Origin of the sequence: Amycolatopsis sp. cg9, from assembly GCF_041346945.1 — a bacterium.
Taxonomy (GTDB): Bacteria; Actinomycetota; Actinomycetes; order Mycobacteriales; family Pseudonocardiaceae; genus Amycolatopsis.
Genome location: NZ_CP166850.1, coordinates 3,656,969 through 3,674,148, shown reverse-complemented (window position 1 = coordinate 3,674,148; position 17,180 = coordinate 3,656,969). Strand labels below are relative to the sequence as shown.

The 17,180-nt window shown below is 71.2% G+C and carries 18 protein-coding genes; 8 read left to right on the top strand and 10 right to left on the bottom strand.

Annotation, left to right across the window (positions count from 1 at the left end):
* Positions 1–71: 71 nt before the first annotated feature.
* From AB5J73_RS17790 to AB5J73_RS17770, 5 genes are all read right to left on the bottom strand, one after another.
* Complete coding sequence (locus AB5J73_RS17790; RefSeq protein WP_370970787.1) at positions 72–2,534, bottom strand: alpha-L-rhamnosidase C-terminal domain-containing protein; 2,463 nt, start codon at positions 2,532–2,534, stop codon at positions 72–74.
* A gap of 125 nt (positions 2,535–2,659) precedes the next feature.
* Entirely contained in the window at positions 2,660–3,289 is a 630-nt protein-coding gene (locus AB5J73_RS17785; RefSeq protein WP_125307075.1) for a MarC family protein, read from the bottom strand.
* 1 nt (position 3,290) lies between these two features.
* The gene (locus tag AB5J73_RS17780; RefSeq protein ID WP_370970786.1) at positions 3,291–4,154 is read right to left on the bottom strand and encodes a PHP domain-containing protein; all 864 of its coding nucleotides are present in this window, start codon (positions 4,152–4,154) and stop codon (positions 3,291–3,293) included.
* 50 nt (positions 4,155–4,204) lie between these two features.
* Positions 4,205–4,765 (bottom strand): PH domain-containing protein, encoded by a 561-nt coding sequence (locus AB5J73_RS17775; RefSeq protein ID WP_125307077.1) that lies wholly within the window; start codon positions 4,763–4,765, stop codon positions 4,205–4,207.
* Between the two features lie 20 nt (positions 4,766–4,785).
* Positions 4,786–4,950, bottom strand: a complete 165-nt coding sequence (locus tag AB5J73_RS17770; protein WP_163046845.1) for a hypothetical protein — start codon at positions 4,948–4,950, stop codon at positions 4,786–4,788.
* A gap of 185 nt (positions 4,951–5,135) precedes the next feature.
* Here AB5J73_RS17770 and AB5J73_RS17765 point away from each other — a divergent pair, with 185 nt between their 5' ends.
* Positions 5,136–5,549, top strand: coding sequence for an NUDIX hydrolase (locus tag AB5J73_RS17765; protein ID WP_370970785.1), 414 nt, complete (start codon positions 5,136–5,138; stop codon positions 5,547–5,549).
* A 510-nt stretch (positions 5,550–6,059) separates the two neighbouring features.
* On the opposite strand, the gene AB5J73_RS17760 is transcribed toward AB5J73_RS17765, so the two are convergent.
* Positions 6,060–7,154 carry a DUF2332 domain-containing protein gene (locus AB5J73_RS17760; RefSeq protein ID WP_370970784.1) on the bottom strand — a complete coding sequence of 365 codons (1,095 nt, stop codon included), beginning with the start codon at positions 7,152–7,154 and terminating at the stop codon, positions 6,060–6,062.
* 7 nt (positions 7,155–7,161) lie between these two features.
* Positions 7,162–7,665: a MaoC family dehydratase gene (locus AB5J73_RS17755; protein ID WP_013223004.1), complete on the bottom strand. Its 504-nt coding sequence runs from the start codon at positions 7,663–7,665 to the stop codon at positions 7,162–7,164.
* A gap of 309 nt (positions 7,666–7,974) precedes the next feature.
* On the opposite strand from AB5J73_RS17755, the gene corA reads away from it, so the two are divergent.
* From corA to AB5J73_RS17740, 3 genes are all read left to right on the top strand, one after another.
* Entirely contained in the window at positions 7,975–9,057 is a 1,083-nt protein-coding gene (corA, locus tag AB5J73_RS17750) for a magnesium/cobalt transporter CorA (protein ID WP_370970783.1), read from the top strand.
* 184 nt (positions 9,058–9,241) lie between these two features.
* On the top strand, positions 9,242–9,892 hold the full coding sequence (locus AB5J73_RS17745) for a metallophosphoesterase (RefSeq protein ID WP_370970782.1): 651 nt from the start codon (positions 9,242–9,244) through the stop codon (positions 9,890–9,892).
* Positions 9,889–10,728 (top strand): chromosome partitioning protein ParB, encoded by an 840-nt coding sequence (locus AB5J73_RS17740; protein ID WP_086857204.1) that lies wholly within the window; start codon positions 9,889–9,891, stop codon positions 10,726–10,728. Before AB5J73_RS17745 ends, AB5J73_RS17740 begins: the two co-directional genes overlap by 4 nt.
* A 99-nt stretch (positions 10,729–10,827) precedes the next feature.
* On the opposite strand, the gene AB5J73_RS17735 is transcribed toward AB5J73_RS17740, so the two are convergent.
* Together AB5J73_RS17735 and AB5J73_RS17730 are read right to left on the bottom strand one after the other, a co-directional pair.
* Positions 10,828–11,568: a hypothetical protein gene (locus tag AB5J73_RS17735; RefSeq protein WP_370970781.1), complete on the bottom strand. Its 741-nt coding sequence runs from the start codon at positions 11,566–11,568 to the stop codon at positions 10,828–10,830.
* Positions 11,568–12,062, bottom strand: a complete 495-nt coding sequence (locus AB5J73_RS17730; protein WP_370970780.1) for a SigE family RNA polymerase sigma factor — start codon at positions 12,060–12,062, stop codon at positions 11,568–11,570. Before AB5J73_RS17730 ends, AB5J73_RS17735 begins: the two co-directional genes overlap by 1 nt.
* 179 nt (positions 12,063–12,241) lie before the next feature.
* Here AB5J73_RS17730 and AB5J73_RS17725 point away from each other — a divergent pair, with 179 nt between their 5' ends.
* From AB5J73_RS17725 to AB5J73_RS17715, 3 genes are read left to right on the top strand one after another with little or no spacing between them, the layout of a single operon-like run.
* Positions 12,242–13,069: a lysostaphin resistance A-like protein gene (locus AB5J73_RS17725; protein ID WP_370970779.1), complete on the top strand. Its 828-nt coding sequence runs from the start codon at positions 12,242–12,244 to the stop codon at positions 13,067–13,069.
* The gene (locus AB5J73_RS17720; RefSeq protein WP_370970778.1) at positions 13,066–14,199 is read left to right on the top strand and encodes a sensor histidine kinase; all 1,134 of its coding nucleotides are present in this window, start codon (positions 13,066–13,068) and stop codon (positions 14,197–14,199) included. Before AB5J73_RS17725 ends, AB5J73_RS17720 begins: the two co-directional genes overlap by 4 nt.
* Positions 14,196–14,852 (top strand): response regulator, encoded by a 657-nt coding sequence (locus tag AB5J73_RS17715; RefSeq protein ID WP_370970777.1) that lies wholly within the window; start codon positions 14,196–14,198, stop codon positions 14,850–14,852. The genes AB5J73_RS17720 and AB5J73_RS17715 overlap by 4 nt, the downstream gene beginning before the upstream one ends.
* 41 nt (positions 14,853–14,893) lie before the next feature.
* Here AB5J73_RS17715 and AB5J73_RS17710 read toward each other — a convergent pair whose 3' ends face one another.
* Positions 14,894–16,393 (bottom strand): MFS transporter, encoded by a 1,500-nt coding sequence (locus AB5J73_RS17710; protein WP_370970776.1) that lies wholly within the window; start codon positions 16,391–16,393, stop codon positions 14,894–14,896.
* 120 nt (positions 16,394–16,513) lie between these two features.
* Between AB5J73_RS17710 and AB5J73_RS17705 the strand changes: the two genes are divergently transcribed.
* Positions 16,514–17,179, top strand: coding sequence for a TetR/AcrR family transcriptional regulator (locus AB5J73_RS17705; RefSeq protein ID WP_370970775.1), 666 nt, complete (start codon positions 16,514–16,516; stop codon positions 17,177–17,179).
* The last annotated feature ends 1 nt before the right edge of the window (position 17,180 follow it).

Here is a 17,180-nt window from a genome sequence, read left to right as displayed (position 1 = left end):
ACCTGGGGCAAAGCCCCAGATGTCACCGACACTTTCCGCGCGGGGCGAGCCGCCCCGCGCGGAAAGTGCGGCTACCGCACCACCAGCACCGTGTGCGTCCCGCCGGAGACGGCCACCGGCCCGGCCGCGCGGAGCGGCCGCCCGTCCAGCAGCACCAATCGGCCCGACGGCACCACGAGCGAGCCGGAAGTCCCGCGCGGCGCGGAAACCGTCAGCGAGAACACCGAACCCCGCTGAGACCACGCAGCCGACAACGCGCCCTTCGGCGTCGGCACCGCTCCCCGCGCCCACGCGACGCCGCCGGGGTTCGGCGCGACCGTCCACGTCGCGAAACCGGGTGAAGCCGGCGAGACGCCCAGCAGGTCGTTGGTCAACGCCGGCACGACCCCCGCCGACCAGCCGTGCGCCGCCGACGTGTAGCCCTGCTCGTAGTGCGAGCCGCCTTCGCCGATGCCTTCCCACGCCGTGATTCCCGGGTCGTGCGTGGCCATCCAGCCGTACATCCGCTTGATCTGGTCGATCGCCGACGCCGCCTGCCCGCTCCGGAACCGCGCCTGCAGCTCCGGGAACGACGTGAACGCGTACACCCGCTTCGTGCCGTCGGGGACGAGGGTGTCGTTGTCCATGAACGGGTTCCCGTACGGCAGCGCGCCGGCCGCGAGCCGCGCCAGCGCCGAAGAAGCCTGCGCCGGTGACGCGATCCCGGCCAGGATCGCGTGGCTGTTGCCGTCCTGGCCGTGCCGCACCGCGCCCGTCCCCGAGTCGAGGTACGCGCCCGCCGCCGGGTCCCACAGGTACTGGTTCACGGCGGAAGCGACGCCGGAAGCACGCGCTAGCCAACGGTCGGCGTCGGCGGGATGCCCGGTCGCCCGCGCCAGCCCCGCCGCGCCCTGCAACGCCCGGACGTACAACGCGTTGTAGTACGTCACTTCGCCGGTGCGTGGGAGGAACGCGTAGTCGCCGTAGCCGCCTGTGCCGTTGAGGCCCTTCGCGAGCAACCCGCGCGAATCGGTGACCGACGGGTACCACGTGTCCAGCGTCTTCACGAGGTGTGAGTAGTACGAAGCCGCGTACGCGGTGTCGCCGCTGTAGAGGACGTAGTCCCAGCTCGACGTCACCCACCAGAGCGGGTAGTCGAACAGCGGCAACGTGTAGTTGTTGATCGACGCGGGCGGGATCCAGCCGTCGGCGCGCTGGTGGTCGGCCAGATCGGCGAGGACGTTCTTCGCCGCCGTGCCGTCCTGGTGCGTCAGGTACTGGGTCAGCCCGGACACCGCGACGTCGCCGACGTACGGGTCCCGGTCACGCTTCGCACCGTCGTGCAGCACGAGCTTCCCGTCCAGCGACGGGGAAAACGCGCCGCGCGGGTCCACATCGGACTCGCGGAACGTGTCCATGCCCAGCTCGTTCGTGTAGGACGCCGCGTACCAGTACTTGTTCAGGTCCTCGTCGGAGGACTCGAACCAGCCGCGGTAGGTGTCCGGCGTGCCGAGGAACGGCGTGAAGTCGAGCGAGACGCCGCTGATCCGCACCTCGCCGGACGGCTGCGCGAGCGGCGCGTCCGAGGCCAGCGCGTCGAGGCTGATCCGCAGGTAGCGGAAGCCGTGCAGGCCGTCCGCGCAGACCTGCGTGCCGCTCTGGCAGCCCTTCGTGTCCCGCCAGACGACCGGCGTCGCGGGCACGGCGTACTGGTCGCTCCCGGGCCCGCCGGAGAAGTCCGAACGCGTGAAGTCGGAGCGTTCGCCCAGGTACTGCTGGGTCTCGGAGAACGACAGCCGGACGCCCGGCCGGTTCGCCGACGCGCCCGCGAAGGCGATCTTCGGGTACCCGGCGACGACCTTGCCGAAGTCGACGACGGCCGTCGGCACCGGCGGATCGGCGACCAGGCCGGGCCAGACCTCGGCGACGCGGCTGAACTCGCCGGACGGCGTGGCCTGGTCCTTCGTCACGGTGATCCGGACCTGGCTCGTCGTCACCGGCCGGTCGAACGCGACCGCGCGCTGCACCGCGGTGTTGCCGGTCACCGAAGCCGCGACGCGCCACGCGTCGCCGTCCAGCACCTCGACCGTGAAGTCCTGCGGTACGCCGTCCACATTGGACAGCACGGTGACGCCGGGCAGCGCGGCCGGCGCGCCCGCGGTGATGGTCAGGACGTCCGGGTAGGCGGCGATCGTGTCGTCGTTCCAGAACGTGTCCGGGTTCCCGTCGACGGCGTTGCCCGGGTCGTACGTGCGCGGCTGGCCGTTCCCGCCGTTGTTCGGCGCGTGGAACGACGACGCGGCGGCCGTCGTCCCCGCGGGCCACGCCGGCTTCGGCGGCGGCGCCTGCCGCTTGAACGTCGCGACACCCCGGCCGAGCAGGCCGTCCGGGTTCGTGACGTCGCCGGTCGTCGACAGCACCTTCACCGGCCGGACGTCCCGGCTCGGCGGCGCGACGACGTACTTCTGCCAGCCGGGCGCGGCGTCGGCGGGCACGGCGGTGACACCGCTCGCCACCAGCACCGCGACCGGCAGAACTGCTCTGAGCCACTTCATCGAGGCCTCCGCAAGGCGATTGAATCGTTTCAAGCGCTGAGCTGAGGTTCAGGCTGCGCGAGCGGTGCCAACGATGTCAACGAACCCGCCGGTTCCTGTCCGGCAGGACAACCCGAAAGGCGGGGTCAGCTGCCGCCGTCGATGAAGCCGCGCACGGAGTTCGCGACCAGCTCGACGGCGATCGCGGCGAGCAGCAGGCCGGCCACCTTGGCCAGCAGCGTGATGCCGCTTTCCTTGATCAGCCGGATGACGACACCGGAGTAGCGCATGCAGATGTAGATCACGAAGTGCGTCATGACGATGGCCGCCGCCAGCGCGATGTACGCGCCGACGTGGCCGTCGGCCTGCCGGACGAACACGATGGTCGCGGCGATCGCGCCGGGCCCGGCCAGCAGCGGCGTGCCGAGCGGCACGAGCGCGACGTTGACGTCTTCCGCGGCCGCCTCCGGCTCGTGCCCGCTGCCGGTGAGCAGCTGCAGCGCGATCAGCAGGAGCAGCAGGCCGCCGGCGCCCTGCAGCGCGGGGATGCCGATGCCGAGGTAGGCGAGGATCGCCTGCCCGGCGACCGCGAACAGGCTGATGACCAGCAGCGACACCAGGACGGCCTGCCGGGCGGCGCGCGCCCGCGTCGCGACCGGCTTGCGGCCGACGAGGCTGAGGAACACCGGCACGGTGCCCGGCGGGTCCATGATGACGACGAGGGTGATCGTCGCGCTCATGAAGAGCTTCGCGTCGAAGACGTCGGCGATCGCCATGTCAGCCCTTCACGACCTGGTACCCGGCCGCGCGCGAAGCCAGCTCTTCGAACTGCCCGGGATCGGTGGTGCACTCGCCGAGCGCGATCGTCTTGTTCGTGCCGTGGTAGTCGCTGGACCCGGTGACGAGCAGGCCGAGCTCGCCGGCCAGCGCGCGGGTGCGGGCCCGGGTCGGCTCGTCGTGGTTCGGGTGGTCGGCCTCGACGCCGGTGAGGCCGTGCGCGGCCAGCCCGGCGAGGGTGTCCTCGCTGATCGTGGCACCGCGGCTGAAGGCGAAGGGGTGCGCGATGACCGTGACGCCACCGGCCGCGTCGATCATGTCGATGGCTTCTTCGACGGGCGTGTCGCGGCGGGCGACGTAGTAGCCGCGGCGCGGGCTGAGGTAGTCGGCGAAGGCCTCGTCGACGGACTTGACCAGCCCGGCCCGGACCAGCGCCTGGGCCAGGTGCGGGCGCCCGGGCGGCGAGTCCTCGGGGAGCAGGCCGAAGATCTCGTCGATGTCGATCGGGAGGCCGTCGGCAGCCATCCGCTCGGCCATCCGGCGCAGCCGCGTGCGGCGCTCGACGCGCAGCCGGGTCTGCTCGGTGACGACCGGCTCCGACGTCGGGTCGAAGAGGTAGGCCAGCAGGTGGACGCTGATCTGGCGGCCGGTCTCGGGGTCGATCGAGACGGTGGAGAGCTCGGCGCCGGGCACGAGCGTCAGGCCGGGCGGGATGGCCGCGGCGGCCGGCGCCCAGCCCGCCGTGGTGTCGTGATCGGTGATCGCGACGACGTCGAGCCCGGCTCTCGCGGCCGCGGCGACGAGCCCGGCCGGCGAGTCGGTGCCGTCGGAAGCGGTGGAATGGGCGTGCAGGTCGATGCGCATCGTGTCCATTGTCGACGATGCGCTGCGTCACACGCTCGGCGGGATGAGACTCAGCCGACCGGCTTCTTGCCGCGGGCGGCCCGCTGGGCCTTGATCATGGAGAAGCGCTCGGCCTGCTTCTGCTTGTCGCCGAAGACCAGCTCCGAGATCGTGTCGTAGAACTCTTCGGGCCGCGGCAGGAAGTCGATCTTGTTGAGGGCCTGGATCTGCCCGGCCGACTCGACGACCATCGTGCCGTAACCCATCATGCGGCCGGTGGCGGTGCGCACGTAGCTGAGGTCGGTGACCTTGCTGATGGGCATCATCAGCACCTTGGTCGTGAACACCCCGGTGGTCATGACGAACCGCTTGTCGGTGACCACCAGCCGCTCGACCCACCACTCCATCACCACGTAGGCGAACCGCAGCACGACGAGCAGCGCGACGTACCAGAGGATGTTCTGGCCGATGTAAAGCGCCGGTGGCAGCAAGTAGGACACCAGGACGCAGATGGCCAGCAGTGCGGCCGCCTCGAAGGTGTCCCACAGCAGCACCGCCCAGTGGCGGCGGATCCGGATGACCCGCCGCTCGGTGTCGAGGAGGTACTCGTCGGGGTCGCGTGGCGCGAACATGGCTCGAGGGTAGCCCTCGATCAGCCCTTGAAGACGTTGCTGACGAAGGTGATCACCGATTCGGCCGAGTCACGGAGGAACTGGATGATGTTGCCGACGAGGCCAGCGGCCTGCCCCGGCTGGGCAATGACGAAGAACAGCACCAACGCGATACCGGCGAGGCCCGCAATCTTCTTCACGTTCACCGCGATCAAATCCCGTCTCTTACGGTGACACCGGACAACAGACTTTTTACGTTGTACCGCACTCAACTGGCGCACGGGAGGTAAGTCCCGCGCTTGGGTCAGCACGTGGTCCGAAGTGTACCGTACGGCTACTCTCCGTGTACAGGACATCCGTTTTCAGTTCGGTCACGTCTACCGTTGGGGACATGGAGGGTCTCACCAGCACCACGATCCGCTGCGTCGGCGGCATCGCGTTCGACGACCACGGCCGATTGCTGCTCATCCGGCGCCGCAATGACCCCGGTTCGGGGCAATGGTCGCTGCCGGGTGGCCGAGTTGAACCGGGCGAAACGGACGAAACGGCGGTAATTCGGGAGCTTCGCGAAGAGACCGGACTGGACGTGATTCCGGGCACAGTGATCGGGAGCGTCCGGCGCGGGCCGTACTTGATCTTCGACTACGCCTGTGCGGTGACGGGCGGGGTGCTCACGGCGGGTGACGACGCGTCGGACGCACGTTGGGCCGATGCGGCAGACCTTTCGGACATGGACGCGGCCGGGGAGCTGGTGGATCTCCTGTACGTGACGTTGCGTGACTGGGGAGCGTTGCCGCGGGCTTGAGCGGCCTCCCAGCGGGCTTGCTGGGGCCGCCGGGCTGTCTCGAATGAGTCATTCGGGACATCCAAGGCCCTGAATGACTCATTCGAGACAGCCGGGCCGCGCGCGGCGGGACCGCGGGACCGCGGGAGCCGGGGAGCCGGGGAGCCGGGGAGCCGGGGAGCCAGGGAGCCGGGGAGCCAGCAAGCCAGCCGGGCAGCCAGCCCGCGCGCTGCGGGACAGCGGGAGCCAGCGAGGCAGGCAGCGGGCCAGGCACCAAGCCAGCCGGGCAGCCAGCCGGGGCAGTCGGGCAGTCGGGCAGCCAGCCGGGCAGCCGGGCAGCAAGTCAGGCAGCCAGGCAGGCAGGCAGCCGGGGAGCCAGCAAGCCAGCCGGGCAGCCAGCAAGCCAGCCGGGCAGCCAGCCGGGGCAGCCGGGCAGCAAGCCAGGCAGCCAGGCAGGCAGCCGGCCCGCGCGCCGCGGGACAGCGGGCGAGCCAGCGAAGCTAGAGCCGGGGAGCCAGCAAGCCGGCGAGGCTAGAGCGGGAGCCAGGTCATCCGCTGCCCGTGCGGGGCCGTCCGCGCCAGTGCGTGCGCCTCCGCCTTCCCGTCCTCCCACCGGACCACGCCCAGCGTCGCCAGCCCGTCCCCACCGGCGAGATCCGCCCGGCCGGGCAGCACCTGCTCCAGCCCCGCCCCGTAGAACTCCTCCGACACCCACCAAATCGGCCGGGAAGCCGCCAGCGAAGCCAGCTCCGCTACGAACCCGGCCCGCTGCGCAGCCGAAAAGTACGCCAGGACGTGGCTGGTCAGGACCACCAACGGCCCCGCCAACGACTCGGCGGCCGAAGCGAAGCCCGCTACCCCGTCGCCGGTGATCAGCCGAGGCCGGTGCTTCGCCTGCTCGGCCGCCGCCGTGCGCAGCAGCCGGATGCGGTCGGGCTGGTCGGCCCAAACGCAGGCCTCGAGCCAGGCCAGCTCGTCCTCGTCCGACAGGTCCACCGGGGCGCGGTCGAGGCCGGCCCGGTCCGTCACCGCGAGCTTCTTCGGGAGCTTCGGCGCGACCGCGCCCGGGGCCAGGTCCAGCGCGCAGTGCAAGCCCACCGCCGACTTGGCCGGGCCGGCCGTCAGCTGCTCGCCGCCGTCGCACTGGTAGCGGTAGCCGAAGCGGTCCATGCCCAGCAAGAGGCCCGCGGAGCAGCCGACTTCCAGCAGGGCGACCTTCCCGCCCGCTTCGCGAGCCGCCCGTGCCACGCCCGGGTACAGCAGCGCCGCCCGGCGGACCTCGTTCGTCTGGGTGTACCGCGACGAAATCAGCGCCCGCGCCTTCTCGGACCGCTCCAGCAGGAACGAGCGGAACAGCGGCCACGTCTCGGAGTCGACGCCGTCGAAACCGCCCAGTGACGGGTAGTAGCGGGACAGCGGGTGGATCGGGTCGGCTTGGACGAGCCGGTGCGCCGTCGCCATCAGCAGCGTCGCGCGCACCTCGCCGTCGCGCGCGACCGACAGCAGCCCGGCGACGTCGTCGTCCTCGGCGGCCTGCATGGCCAGGTGCTCGTACAGCGGCGAGACCCCGCGGGCCTCGACTTCCGCGAACGTGCGCAGTACGTCCTTGATCGCGTCCAGGTCCATCAGAGCCTCATTCGTGCGGCACCGGCCGGCCCGGCTGCTCCCCGCCCCGAGTTTCCCCGTACGAGCGCTTCGGCACCATCACCTTCCGCCGGAAGGTGCACACGATCAGGCCGTCCTGCTTGTACCCGCGCGTCTCGACGTACACGACGCCGCGGTCGTCCTTCGACTTCGACGGCGTCTTGTCGAGCACCTCGGTCTCGCCGTAGATGGTGTCGCCGTGGAACGTCGGCTTGACGTGCTTGAGCGATTCGACCTCGAGGTTCGCGATGGCCTTGCCGGAGACGTCGGGCACGGACATGCCCAGCAGCAGCGAGTAGACGTAGTTCCCCACCACGACGTTCTTGCCGAAGTCGGTCGTCTCTTCGGCGTAGTGCGCGTCCAGGTGCAGCGGGTGGTGGTTCATCGTGATCAGGCAGAACAGGTGGTCGTCGTATTCGGTGACCGTTTTGCCCGGCCAGTGCTTGTAGACCGCACCGACCTCGAACTCCTCGTAGTACCGACCGAACTGCACTCGTCTTCTCCTGTCCGCGTAACACCGCGTGAGGCTGGTACGACACGCATCCGTAGTGAGGAGTACCCTCAACCATCGGTTCTCGCGCGTCAACGCGAGCCCCACCACTCTGCACCCGGCCCGAAGGAGGTGAGGAACCCGATGAGCAGTGGCGATAGTCCGCTCCCTAGTAGTCCCAGCGTTCCCACCTCACGGGTCGTCTCCAGGTAGGCCTTTCCCCACCTCCGGGAACGCTGGTGTCGCCGGGCGGACGCGGTCCGCCCCTGGTCAGTCGTCTCGCACGACCACGCACGACGCCCAGGAGATCCCATGCCTGCCATTCCCTCGCTCGGCGGCCTTCGCGGCCGCGGCAACAAGGGCGCCGTCCCCGTCCGGCCCGTCCCGGTACCGCTGTCCGCCTACGTCGTCGACTGCGCGGTGTACGTCGCGGGCGAGCGCCTGCCCGGCCGCTGGACGCACATCGAGGCGATCAAGGAGGTCCGCAAGCGCCACGAAGGCTTTGTCTGGATCGGGCTGCACGAGCCGGACTCGCAGCAGATCCAGGGCATCGCCGAGACCTTCGGGCTGCACGAGCTGGCGGTCGAGGACGCGCTCGAAGCGCACCAGCGGCCGAAGCTGGAGCGCTACGACGACACGCTGTTCCTCGTCGTGAAAACCGTCCGGTACGTCGAACACGAGTCACCCACAACGGCGAACGAGATCGTCGAGACCGGCGAGCTCATGGTCTTCCTCGGCCGCGACTTCGTCATCACCGTGCGGCACGGGAACCACTCGGGGCTGGCGCGGCTGCGCCGGGAGCTGGACGAGGACCCCGAGCGCCTGCAGCTGGGCCCGGCCGCGGTCGTGCACGCCATCGCCGACCACGTCGTCGACCACTACCTCGACGTCACGGGCCGGATCGAGAACGACATCGACGTCATGGAGGCGCAGGTCTTCGCGCCCCGGTCGCAGGTCAGCGCCGAGCAGATCTACCTGATGAAGCGGGAGGTCCTCGAGCTGCGCCGGGCGGTGATGCCGCTGGCGACGCCGATCCAGCGCCTGGCCGAGGGCTACACCCGGCTGGTGCCGGACGAGGTCCGCTCCTACTTCCGCGACGTCGCCGACCACCTCACGACGGTGTCCGAACGGGTGGCGGCGTTCGACGAACTGCTGTCCACTCTGGTCGACGCGACGGTCGCGAAGATTTCGCTGCAGCAGAACACCGATATGCGCAAGATCACGTCGTGGGCGGCGATCATCACCGTGCCGACGATGATCGCCGGCATCTACGGGATGAACTTCGACTACCTGCCCGAGCTGCACTGGAAGTTCGGGTACCCGCTGGTGATCACCGTGATCCTCGGCATCTGCCTGTTGCTGTACCGAATATTCCGGAAGAACGGCTGGCTCTAGGTCCCCTTTCTTTCCACCGGAATCAGTGCAGGAGAATTCGTGATGCCTCGGATGCTGTCCAACCTCAAGTTCTGGGCGCTCGCGCTCAGCGTGCTCTGGATCGTCGTCATCACTTTCGTCATCGTCGCCGACCCGGGGTTCGCGCACGGGATGAAATGAGGCCCGGGCGTCGTACCCTGGGTGCGTGCCGAAAGCGCTGGTCGTCTCCGACGAGGTCGACGAGCGGCTGTGGACCGACGCGGTCCGCGCCGTCTCCGTCGACCTGGTCATCGGTGCCGGCGACCTCCCCTACGACTACCTGGCGTTCCTGGCCGGCGCGCTCGACGTGCCGTGCGTGTTCGTGCCGGGCAACCACGACCCGGACCTGAGCGGCTACACGCGCTACGGCGGGCTGTCCATGAAGGACGGTTTCCCGACGGTCTGGCCGGGCCCGGCGGGCGGCGTCAACGCCGACGGCCGGGTCGTCGACGTCGCCGGGATCCGGTTCGCCGGGCTGGGCGGCTCGATCCGCTACAACGACGGGCCGAACCAGTGGACGCAGCGCCAGCAGGCGCGGCGGGCACGCGGTCTGGTGCGGCGCGCGAAGTGGCGGCGCCGTCGCGACGGCCGTGACGTCGACGTCCTGCTGACGCACTCGCCGCCGCTCGACCTCGGCGACCGGGCGGATCCGCCGCACCGCGGGTTCGCGTGCCTGCACCGGACGATCGACGCGCTGCGGCCGAAGTGGCTGCTGCACGGCCACATCCACCCCCACGGCGAGCCGGTGCCGGACCGGGTCGTCGGCGACACCCGGATCCGCAACGTGGTGGGCCACCGGATCATGGAGTTCTCATGAAGGAGACGGGGTTCCCCCGCGCCGACGCGGAAAACGACTTCCTCCGCGCGCGCCGGGGCCAGGTGCTTTCGCGGCTCTCGACGTGGCTGCGCCGCGAGCCCGACGACGTCAACATCATGCTGCCGTTCCACGAAGTCGTGGAGGCGCTCGGGTACCTCGGCGAGCACCGGATCGGGCTGCGGGTGATCAAGCTGGACTCGATCGTCGGCACGGTCGACCGCAGCCGCGACTTCGACCGCCGCTTCCGCCCGACGTCGGCCCGCGTCCGCGAACGCTGGGAGCGCCTGGCGCTGGCGGCGCGCCGCGGCGAGGAGATCCCGCCGATCGAGGTCTACCGCGTCGGCGAGCTGCACTTCATCATCGACGGCCACCACCGGGTTTCGGTCGCGATCGCGCAGGGACTGTCCACAATAGAGGCCGCGGTGACGGTGGTCCGGACCAAGCTGGACCCGAGCGGCATCCGCCACCGCGGCGACCTGATCGTCAAGGACTACCGGCGCCTGTTCCTGGAGCGGGTCCCGCTGACGGGCCACGCGCGGGCGTCGGTGATCGTGTCGGACCCGTGGGACTACGCGCGGCTGGGCGAGCACGTGGAGGCGTGGGGCTTCCGGCTGATGCAGGACGAGGGCAAGTTCTGCGACCGCGCGAGCGTGGCGCAGCGGTGGTTCGACGAGGAGTTCGGCCCGGTGGTGGCGATGCTGCGGCAGGCGGGCCTGATCGGGGACCGGACGGACGCCGAGGCGTACATGTGGGTGGCGGCGGAGCGGTACCGGCTGATCCGCACCCACCGCTGGGACGACGAGGTCATCGAGACACTGCGGTCCCGGCGGCACTAGAAGCACCCCAATGTGGCGTTGGTTGCGTCCAGCGCACCCAATGTGGCGTTCGGTGCGTCTGACGCACCGAACGCCACATTGGGGCGCTTGGGGCCGGGGTCAGAAGTCCAGGCCGGGGGTCAGCGCCAGCCGGCGCACCTGGGCCGGCGTCAACGTCGGTTCCTCGCGCTGCTTCGGCAGCCGGACGCCCGACTGCTGCAGCACCCCGCTGTCGTTCGACCAGAACTGCACGAGGAAGCCCGCGCCGGCCAGCGCCACGCGGTGGGTCGTGACGTCGCCGGAGCGCAGGGTCGACAACCACATGACTCCCCGGGGTGTCGGTTCCGTGCGGCAGGAGACTTCCTCCGGCTCGCCGCACGGCGGCCCGCCCGCGTTGCCCGGCAGCATCAGGACGTACACCGAACCGGAGCCCGCCGCGTCCGTCACCCGGACCCCCATGTGGAACAGCGCCTCCCGGGGCGCGTCGCCCGCCGGGTCGGCGATCAGGTGGAACGGGTCCGCCGGCGGGATCTCACCAGGGATCGTCAGGCGCGTGATCTGCGCCTCCGCGGGCAGCAGCGAGCGCACGGCGCGACCCACCACGCAGCTCAACCGGTCGACCAGCGCTTCCCGCGTGTCGGACGCGGTGGGGCACGGGACGTTCGCCACCGAACCGCGGTCCGGCAGGACCACCACCGTCAGCACGAGCGCGAGGACCGCCACGGCCAGCGCCGCCGCTCCCGTCAGCAGGTGACGGCGGCGGGAGGCGCGCGCCGCCGCGAGGACCCCGTCGCCCGACAGGCCGATCGGAGGCTCGTCTTCGGTCACGTAGGTCGTCAGCAAGGACCGGACGTCTTCCATCACCACTCCTCGCTCGTCGGCGCCGGCAGGGCCGTGCGCAGGGCTTCGACCCCGCGGGCCGTCTGGGACTTGACCGTGCCCTCGGCGACGCGCAGCAGGGACGCCACTTCGGTCACCGGCAGGTCCTCCAGGAACCGCAGCACGACCATCGCGCGCTGCCTCGGCGTCAGCCCGGCCAGCGCCCGCTCCACGTCGAGGCGCAGCGGGGTGTCCCGGCCCGGTGGCGACGCCGCTTCGGGCGGCGACGGCGTCACGTACTCCCGCCCCGACTTCCGCCGCCCGGCCAGGAAGAGGTTCAGCAGGATCCGGCGCGCGTACGCGTCGGCCGTGTCCGGCCGCACCCGGCGCCACCGGCGGTACAGCTGGACGAACATCGCCTGCACGAGGTCCTCCGCGCCGTGCCAGTCGCCGCACAGGGCGAACGCCACCCGGCGGAACCGCTGGACCCGCGCGGCGAAGTAGTCGCTGAAATCGAGGTCTCTCGACGCCCCCACCCGGCCTCCTTCGCCCGTTACCAGTCTTACTAGTGCGCGGACCGCCGGAAAGGTTCAAGCGTCCCCCGTGCGAGCTACGCGCAGGTGTCCACCGCACGGGGACGATTCCGGGCCGCCGGCTCCCTAGCGTTCGTCGCAGTCGCGGCACATCGGCCGCGGAATCGGCGAAGGAGTTACTGATGAGGCTGCTCTGGCAGTTGCCGGCCGTCGCGGCGATCGCGTTCCTCGGCGGCCAAGCCGTCAACGCGGTGGCCGGGAACCCGTGGCTCACGCTGGTCCTCGGCGCGGTGACCGCCGTCCTCACGGTCGTGGTGTACCGGTGGGTGGTGCGCCGGACCGAGCAGCGCCCGGTGACGGAGCTGGCCAGGCCGGCGACCGGGCTGGGCTGGGGCACGCTCGTCGGGGTCGCGCTGTTCACGGCCGTCATCGCGAACATCGCGCTCCTCGGGGACTACGAGGTCCGCGGCTGGGGCACGGTGACGGGCGCGGTGGGGCTGGTCGGCTTCATGGCCGCCGCCGCGGTGACCGAGGAACTGCTCTTCCGCGGTGTGCTGTTCCGGATCATCGAGGAGCGCGCCGGCACCTGGCTCGCCCTGGTGCTGACCGCGGTGCTGTTCGGTCTTTCGCACCTGTTCAACGAGCACGCGACGCTGTGGGGCGCCCTCGCCATCGCGATCGAGGCCGGCGGCCTGCTGACCGCCGCCTACGTCGCCACCCGCAAGCTCTGGGTGCCGATCGGCGTGCACTTCGGCTGGAACTTCGCCGCGGCCGGCCTGTTCGGCACGGAGGTCTCGGGCAACGGCACGCCGCAGGGCCTGCTGGACGGCGTGACGTCGGGGTCGGTCGCCGTCACCGGCGGCGCCTTCGGCCCGGAAGGCAGCCTGTACTCGCTGCTGTTCTGCCTCCTGGGGACGGGCGCGTTCCTGTGGCTGGCCCACCGGCGCGGCAACCTGGTGCCCCGCGGTGGCACCAAGCGGGTCGACACCGTCACTACACTTTCCCGGTGATCGAGCGGTTCCTGGAGCGGTGGCGCCGGTTGGACGTCACCGCGCGGGACCTCCCGCTCGGGCTGCTCTTCCTGGCGGCCGCGTTCCTGCCCGCGGTCCAGAGCCACGGGACGCAGCTCGGCGGCCTCCCGCAGCGCCCCTTCGACGCGCTGGCCTTCGTGGCCGTCGGCCTCGAGTGCCTCCCGCTCGCCGCCCGGCGGCGGTGGCCGGCCGGGTGCCTCGCGGTGGTGTCGCTCGGTTTCGCCGTCGACCAGCTCCGCGGCTACCACTCGGTCTCGGGCGCGGCACTGGCCGTCGCGCTGCTGAGCGCGGGCGCCCACCTGGGGTCGCGGAGGCGCGTCACCGCGGTGCTGTTCTCCATCGCGTACGTCCCGCTGGCGGTCGTCCTCTTCCGGCTCGGCACGGAGCCGGTCGAAGAGTTCGTCACGTTCTACCTGCTGCTGGTGTTCGCGTGGGGCATCGGCGCGTGGCTGCGCGCCGCCCGCACCGCCGAGGCCGAACGCCGCCGCCGCGTCGCCGAGGACACCCGCGCCGCCGAACGCACCCGCATCGCCCGCGAACTCCACGACGTCGTCACCCACCACGTGACGGCGATGGTCGTGCAGGCCGAAGCGGCCCGGTACCTGACCGCCGCCCCCGACCGCCTCGGCGAGTCGCTGACCGCGATCACCGGCACCGGCCGCCGGGCCATCGCCGACCTGCGGCACCTGCTGGACCTGCTCAACCCGGACCACGGCCCCGGGATCACGCCGCCGCCGGGCGGGCTCCGCACGCTCGTGGAGCACGCGATCGAGGCCGGGCAGCCGGTCGAGTTCGCCGAGGAGGGCACGCCGTCCGACGCCGCGGGCAGCGCCGACCTCGTGGCCTACCGGGTCGTGCAGGAAGCCTTGACCAACGCCCTCAAGCACGCTCGCGGCAACCGCACCTCGGTGCGGGTGCGCCACGGCGAACAGGAGATCGAAGTGGCGGTCAGCACGGCGGGCCCGGGCAGCGCGTCGCCCGGCGGGAGCGGGCGCGGCCTGGCGGGTCTCCGTGAACGGGTCGGCGTCCTGGGCGGCGACTTCAGCGCGGACCGGCAGGGCACCGGGTTCGTCGTGCGCGCTCGGATCCCCACCGGGAACCGCCCGTGACCGCGCCGATCCGGGTCCTGGTCTGCGACGACCAGATGCTGATCCGCACCGGACTGGTGACGATCATCGGCGCGCAACCGGACTTCGAGGTGGCGGGCGAGTGCGGGGACGGGCGGGCCGCGGTCGAGCTCGCCGGCCGGCTGCGCCCGGACGTCGTGGTGATGGACGTGCGCATGCCGGTGCTCGACGGCATCGAAGCCACCCGCCTGCTGGCCGGGCCCGGCGTCGCGCACCCGGTCAAGGTGCTCGTGCTGACGACGTTCAACCTCGACGAGTACGTCTACGAGGCCCTGCGCGCGGGCGCGAGCGGGTTCCTGCTCAAGGACGCGCCGCCGGAGCAGCTGCTGCACGGGATCCGGACCGTGGCCACCGGCGCGGCGCTGCTCGACCCGGAGGTGACGCGCCGGCTGGTGGGACGGCACGCTGCCCGGATCCGGCCCGCCGGCACCGCGCCCGACCACCCGCTGACGCCCCGCGAGCTGGAGGTCCTCCGCCTGATCGCGGACGGCCTTTCGAACGCCGAAATCGCCGCGAAGCTCTTCATCAGCCCGGAAACCGTGAAGACCTTCGTCTCCCGGATCCTCACCAAGCTCGACCTCCGCGACCGCGTCCAGGCGGTCGTCTACGCCTACCGCCACGGCCTGGTCGCCTGACGCGCCGGAGCGGGCCCCCGAAGGCCCGCTCCGGCGGGGTCCTACATGTGGACGGCGCCGGGAGCGGCTTCGCCCTTCGGGACGCCCGGGCGCAGCAGCAGGCCGCTGAGCACCGCGCCGACCGCGAAGATCACGGCCGCCCAGGTGAACGCCGTCGTGTAGCTCTCGATCGACGCCTCGGCCGCCAGCTGCGGGGTCGGGACCTTGCCCGCGAGGTACGCCGTCGCCGCGTTGCCGGCCAGCGTCGAGAGCAGCGCCGTGCCGATCGAACCGCCGACCTGCTGCATCGTGTTGACCGCGGCCGACGCGACGCCCGCGTCGTGCGCCTCGACCCCGAAGGTCGCGACGCTCATCGACGGCGCCATCGCCAGGCCGATGCCGAAGCCCATCACCAGGAGCGGGCCGAGCACGCCGGAGGTGTAGGTGCTGTCGAGGCCGATGCCGCTCAGCCAGAACAGGCCGACGGCGGCGATCGCCATGCCGGTCGGGACGAGCGGGCGCGGGCCGAAGCGCGGCAGCAGCACGGCGGTCGCCGTCGTCGCGGACAGCATCAGCGTCGCGACCATCGGCAGGAAGCCGACGCCGCTCTCGATCGGCGTGAACTTCAGGTTCTGCTGCACGTAGAACGTCAGGAACAGGAAGATCGCGAACATGCCGATGGCGAGCAGGAACATCGCCAGGTACGAGCCGCCGCGGTTGCGGTCGAGCAGCACGCGCAGCGGGAGCAGCGGGTGCGAAACGCGCTGCTGCAGCCACACGAACACGCCCAGCAGCACGACGCCGGCGGCGAGGAAGCCCCACACCGACACGGCGGACCACGAGTCCGACTCGGCGTTCGCGAAGCCGTAGACCAGGGCGAACAGACCGGCCGACGCGGTGATCGTGCCGGGCAGGTCGAGCTTCGGGCGCGGGCCGCCGGCCTCCTGGCGGCGCAGCAGGAACGAGCCGCCCACGAAGGCCACGACGGCGAAGATGATGTTGACGAACATGCACCAGCGCCAGTCGAGGTACTCGGTCAGCACGCCGCCGAGCAGCAGGCCGATCGCCGCACCGCCACCGCCGATGGCGCCGAAGACGCCGAACGCGCGGCCGCGCTCCTTCGGGTCGGTGAACGTCGTGGTCAGCAGCGAAAGCGCGGCGGGCGCGAGCAGCGCGCCGAACACACCCTGCGCGGCGCGCGCGATCAGCAGCATCTCGATGTTGGCGGCCGCGCCCCCGAGCGCGGACACCGCGGCGAAGCCGGCGAGGCCGACCAGGAACGCGTTCTTGCGGCCGAAGAGGTCGGCGAGCCGTCCGCCGAGCAGCAGCAGGCTGCCGAACGCGAGCGCGTACGCGGTGACGACCCACTGGCGCGCGTCGTTCGAGAACCCCAGGTCGACCTGGGCCGACGGCAGCGCGATGTTCACGACGGTCGCGTCCAGCACGACCATCAGCTGCGCGATGCCGATCATCACCAGGATCAGCCACCGCCGGCTGTGGTGGGGGTTCTCGGCGGCGCGCGCGTCCCCCGGCGGCGCGACGGCGAGAGTGGATTCGGACATGGGTGTCCCCTCACTGGGAGTGATCAGGAAGCTATGTGGAGTAGGTATCTCCCCTTACGCGACCCAAGGTACACACAAACCGGAGACGGCGCCTCTACTTGACGCGTTAGACTGGTCGGTATGGCACGGGACGCTGGTCCCGCCGCACCGGCGCGGCCGCTGCGGCGTGACGCTGAACTCAACCGCCGTCGCATCCTGGCGTCGGCCCGCGTGGTGTTCGGCCAGCGCGGGCTCGAAGCCACGCTGGACGACATCGCGCACCACGCCGGCCTCGGCGTCGGCACGGTCTACCGCCGGTTCCCCAGCAAGGAACACCTGGTCGAGGCCATGTTCGCCGAGCGCATGGAGGAAATCGGCGACCTCGCGGAGAAAGCGCTGAAGGCCGACGACGCGTGGCAGGCGTTCGTGGACTTCACCTGGAAGTCGATCGAGCTTCACTCGGGCGACCGCGGGCTGCGCGAGATCATGCTGTCCAACAAGTTCGGCCACGAGCACGTCGCGGAGGAAAAAGCCCGCCTGGTGCCGTTGATCACACAGCTCGTCGAACGAGCAAAGGAGGCGGGCGGCCTGCGCGCCGACTTCTCCCCGACGGACACCCCGCTCCTGCACATGATGATCGGCTCGGTGATCGAGTTCACGTCCGCGGTGGAGCCGGACCTGTGGCGCCGCTGCCTCGCGATGCTGCTCGACGGCCTGCGCGCCGAGCCCGGCAAGCCGTCGAAGCTGCCCCGCCCGCCGCTCGGGGTGGACGAGGTCGACGAGGCCATGTCCTGCTGGCGCCCCTGAG